The sequence below is a fragment of the Microbacterium sp. 4NA327F11 genome (assembly GCF_005503465.1).
GTDB lineage: Bacteria > Actinomycetota > Actinomycetes > Actinomycetales > Microbacteriaceae > Microbacterium > Microbacterium ginsengisoli.
Map to the genome: position 1 here is coordinate 1 of NZ_SCOB01000047.1, position 4,633 is coordinate 4,633.

Consider the following 4,633-nt stretch of genomic DNA (forward strand, 5'->3'; position numbering starts at 1 on the left):
CGTCGTGATCGCAACGGTAGTGCAGACAACCTCGCGCAGCTAGATCTTCACACTCACCTGCACGAACGCAACAACAGCGCGATCAATCGCGCAGGCGACCGCGAGAAACGACAGGCGCCGGGCTCGGCCGAGGCGTCCCGGAAACGATCGTTTGTGGCAGGCGATGCTCACACCGATCAGTGGGTCGCAGCGCGCGATATGGTCAGGGCATGAACTGGTTGAAGCGATGGTGGCGCGGGGAGAAGCCGGAACCGGCCGTGGAGCCATCGCCTCGCTCATACTCACTGGGAGAAGTGTTCACACCCGGGCAGCCCGCGGATAAGGGGTTTGTCAGCCGTCCCGTGGAAGAGCAGGACCTGCGGAACTTGCTTGACGAACGTGGAACCCAGATCTTGGTGTGGGGTGAGTCAGGCGCCGGCAAAAGCTCACTCGTGGCGAACGTGCTGAAGAACGAGGGGCAGCCGTCAATCACGACCCGATGCGAAGCGACAACCACGTACGAGCAAGTCTTGTCCTCCGCCTTCGACCGTATGAACGCAATGGTGCGAACCGGTCGCAGCAATCAAGACACGCGACAGCTGAGCGGGGGTGCGGAGTTCGGGGGACCTGTATCGCCGGCGTCCTTCCATGCTGACGCTTCGTGGGAGGCGGGTCAGACCGAGGACTTCGAGAGAGTTGTGCCCGCACAACTGACTTCGGAGGCGCTTGCCGTGCGCCTCGGATCTAAGGGTCTCGTCTGGGTGATCGAGGACTTCCATAAAGTTTCTCCCGAAACCAGGAATCGTCTCGCAGACGCTATGAAGGTGTTCAGCGACGAATCTCTAAACTACCCGCGGCTGCGGATGATTGTGCTCGGCGTAGCGGAAACAGCTGGAGAGATCTTGAGAGCTCCGTCCAATATGGGCGGCCGCTTGGCTGATATTCCTATTCCGCCGCTCGGAGACGATGACCTCGGTCAGCTGCTCGACAAGGGCAAGGACCTACTAAATGTTGATCTCGGTGCAGTGCGTAATCGAATCATCAAGCATTCGGTGGGAGTGGCGAGTGTCACGCATGCCTTGGCGCGCGAATGCTGCACGGCCCTTGGTGTGCGAGAGACGAGCCCGAATCCGATGTACGTGACTGCGGAGGCGCTGGAGACCGCCAAGACCGCGTACTCGCGGACGCGCGGTGGCACCATGCGGGAAGACTTTGATGCGGCTCTAGAGGTCACTCAAACCCGAAAGTATCACAACTACGCGATTATCCTTCGAGCGATCGCTGCCCTGCCGGAGCGGGGAGCGACGCACGCCCAGATCCTCGCAAAGATTCGGGAGGGTCTGCCCGATTATCCTCCCGGCAATCTCACGACTTACCTCCGAAAGCTCCAGACCGAGGAACGCAGAGCACTTATTAGAAAGACATCCGAAGGGCTGTTCCGCTATAACCGTCCGCTTCAGCATGCCTATGCGATTCTGCGTTTCAAGCTCCCCATGAACGCGGAAGAAGAGTTCTGGGCCAGAGATCTAACCGTGACCACTGAGGAACAAGACTTGTCTGTTCGGCTTGCAACCGAAGAGAACCTCGAGGCTTCGAACGACGACGACGAGCGGTAGTCATCGCTCGGGGGCTGGCAACTACTGGTTTCGTCATGCCGTCCGTCACCCTGCGCCCACAACCTGACGGTCGAGGAGGTCACGAGTCTGAACTAGCTGTACATCTAGACAGCGCTCCGCCGCCGGTGGACGGCACAATCACCGCATCTCTCCGGGCGGCGGGCGTGTGCGGAGTCTCAGTGGCTTCGCGGCCCCTAGTCTGATGAGGTGTCCGCCGAGGTGATCCATTCGCACCCTTCCGACGTTGCTGCGGCGCGGAAAGCTCGCGGTGCGTTCTTCACGCCAGAGGGCATCACCCGCCACATTGCCGAGTGGGCGATCCGCTCCGCTGAAGATCGTGTGCTTGAGCCGAGTACCGGCGAGGCCGCCTTCCTCATCTCCGCTGTTGAGCGCCTGACTGACCTCGGCAATGAGTCGCCGCGCGTGAACGGCGTCGAGATTCATTCACCAAGCGCGGAGGCAGCTCGCGCGCTGATCGGCGCTGCTGGGGGCACCGCCGATATCACCGTCAGCGACTTCTTCATGGTCGAGGCGTCGGCGACGTTCGATGCAATCATCGGCAACCCTCCGTTCATTCGCTACCAGGACTGGACGGGTGCGCAGCGAGACCGAGCACGGTTCGCCGCGCTGCAGCAGGGGGTGGGGCTGACTGGCCTGTCATCGAGCTGGGCTGCGTTCGTGGCGCACTCGGCTGGATTCCTCAAGCCTGGAGGACGCCTGGGCCTCGTGCTGCCGGCGGAACTGCTGAGTGTGAACTACGCCGCCCCGGTTCGCCGTTTCCTGCTGGAAAACTTCGCGACCGTGGAGCTCGTGGTCTTTGACGAGCAAGTATTTCCCGACGCCGAAGCCGATACCGTGCTGGTAAAGGCTGATGGCTGGCAACAGGTCCCCGCTGGCAGCGCCGTCCTGCGACAAGCCCGCAACGCATCGACGCTCGAGGCTTTGGAGACGGGGACGGCGTGGGCGCCTATCGACACGACTGAGCGCTGGACCGCCCTGGCCCTCTCTCCGGTGACGGTGGCCGCAATGGCGCGGCTCTCGGACGTCGAGGCTTTCGTTCCGTTGGAGACATACGGTGACACGTCACTGGGCGCGGTCACGGGCGGGAATCGGTATTTCACTTTGTCTCCCACCCGCGTGCGCGAGCTCGGTATACCCCAACGAGATTTGCTGCGCATCAGTCCTCCCGGTAGCTCTCACCTGCGTGGGCTCGCGCTCACTAAGAGCGCCATGACCCGGCTCGGCCAGGACGGGCAGGCCACCTGGCTTCTGTACCCAAGTGTGAAACCGGCGGCCTCGACGCTCCGATACATCGAGGAGGGCCACCGCACCGGCGCCGACCAGGCATACAAGTGTCGGGTGCGTAAGCCGTGGTGGCGGGTGCCGGTGCTAAAAGCCCCTGATCTGTTCCTGACGTACATGAACGCCGACACGGCCCGTCTCACGACGAACACTGTTGCTGCCCGTCACCTCAACAGCGTCCACGGTGTCTACCTCACCGAGGACCACCGGGAGCTCGCACGAGACGTCCTGCCGATCGGGTCGCTGAACTCGATGACGTTGCTGTCTGCTGAGCTTGTCGGTCGCTCCTACGGCGGGGGTATCCTCAAGATCGAACCTCGCGAGGCTGACCGTTGGTGGATGCCCTCGCCGGCTCTCCTCGCACAGCATCGCGAGGCGCTAGCCGCGTTGCAGCCGCGTGTGCAGCGAATGCTTCAGAGCCGCAATCTGCCGGGGGCGGTGGAGTTGGTCGATGCTGTGCTTCTCAACGATGTGCTGTCGGCTGGGGAGCTCTCCGCTATTGCTGGGGATCACCGTGCATTGACTACTCGTCGGACCGTTCGTGGACGAAGTGGTGGCAGGGGAGCAGCGTGATGGTTACCAAGCCGGACTCCTTTACCCCATTCGATGAAGCACTCGCGGCAGCGGGTCTCAGCGATCCCTGGGTGCACGGGCGCGACGAAGCCGCGGCGTACCAGCCCGATTACGGGCTTCTGGAGCAGCTGTTGACCATCCCGATTGCTGCGAACAAGGGGTGGGCGACCGGTGCACTGGCGAACGGTGTGGACTCGTGGCTTGCGCATGAGCTCAGACGCTCCGGTTTCACACCGGACGAAGTGTGGCCACGCGCCACGCGTCCCCGCATCCTTCCGCGCGATGTTGCGCTTCTATTGGAAAAGTTGCCGCGTGACCTATCCAATGAGGTGCGCGCGAAAGTCATCGCGATGCCTGCCATCGCACCCACAGACGCGAAGATCCTCGGCCGTGCTTACGAGAAACAGGTCGACGTCGCGATCGCCAGATGGGACCGCGGACCTGAACTGCTGCTATCGACGAAGACGCAGGTCTCCTCCTTCGGCAAGAACCTCTCCAACCGGTTCGAAGAAGCCTACGGCGATGCCGGCAACCTCCGCAGCCGATACCCGCTTGCCGCGGTCGGGTTCTTCTTCGTCCAGCGTTCGACCATCCTCACCCAGGAACCCGATGCCTACGAGCGCACCGTCGACATGATGCGTAAGCTCCGCGACCTCGGCGGAGCCAACGGCTACACCGCCACCGGGCTCGCTCTCGTCAGTTGGTCCGAGGAGGACTCGACAGTCAAAGTGGAGCTTGATCGAGTCCCGGAAGATGTGCGTCCGGAACAGTTCATGACGCGCATGATCGAGCAGGTGCTGGCTGCAACCTCGGTTTCTCAGCATGTCGACGTGCGCAGCCTCATCGAGCGTCGCGAACTGGCGGTAACCGAAGAGGACGAGACGACCGACCTGCCGTAACAAACGCAGGGCGGTCAGGATTAGATCGACCTGCCCTAAAGCAAGACGGCCGATGCGGTCGCGGAAACGATCGTCACCAGCCAGATAGCCGGCGCTAGAGTTCGACCGTTCAGATACCTAGAGAGGTTGACTATGCCAAACGCCGATAAGGGGCTCTTCGGACATCCGGTGGGGGGGTCATGGGGTGAGTCCGCCGGCGGTGAGGAGCATGCGGAGGCGGTAGTTCTCGCGGTTGCGATAGCCGCGGGCGAGGCGGCGGTGGAG

At 62.4% G+C, this 4,633-nt stretch carries 4 protein-coding genes; all 4 read left to right on the forward strand.

All coding sequences use genetic code 11. From position 1 onward, the window contains the following. Positions 1–213: hypothetical protein (locus FFS51_RS14845; protein ID WP_212742833.1), on the forward strand; the 213-nt coding region annotated here is incomplete at its 5' end. Next, positions 210–1,595, forward strand: a complete 1,386-nt coding sequence (locus FFS51_RS14485; RefSeq protein WP_048809508.1) for an ATP-binding protein — start codon at positions 210–212, stop codon at positions 1,593–1,595. The genes FFS51_RS14845 and FFS51_RS14485, both read left to right, overlap by 4 nt. Positions 1,596–1,802: 207 nt before the next feature. Continuing rightward, complete coding sequence (locus FFS51_RS14490; RefSeq protein WP_045245716.1) at positions 1,803–3,470, forward strand: HsdM family class I SAM-dependent methyltransferase; 1,668 nt, start codon at positions 1,803–1,805, stop codon at positions 3,468–3,470. Further along, positions 3,470–4,369 (forward strand): hypothetical protein, encoded by a 900-nt coding sequence (locus FFS51_RS14495; RefSeq protein WP_045245717.1) that lies wholly within the window; start codon positions 3,470–3,472, stop codon positions 4,367–4,369. Before FFS51_RS14490 ends, FFS51_RS14495 begins: the two co-directional genes overlap by 1 nt. Positions 4,370–4,633: the final 264 nt, after the last annotated feature.

Excerpts from the sequence above, each read along its gene's own strand:
- FFS51_RS14485 (WP_048809508.1), top strand. The coding sequence starts at position 210 with ATGAACTGGTTGAAGCGATGGTGGCGCGGGGAGAAGCCGGAACCGGCC.
- FFS51_RS14495 (WP_045245717.1), top strand. The coding sequence starts at position 3,470 with ATGGTTACCAAGCCGGACTCCTTTACCCCATTCGATGAAGCACTCGCG.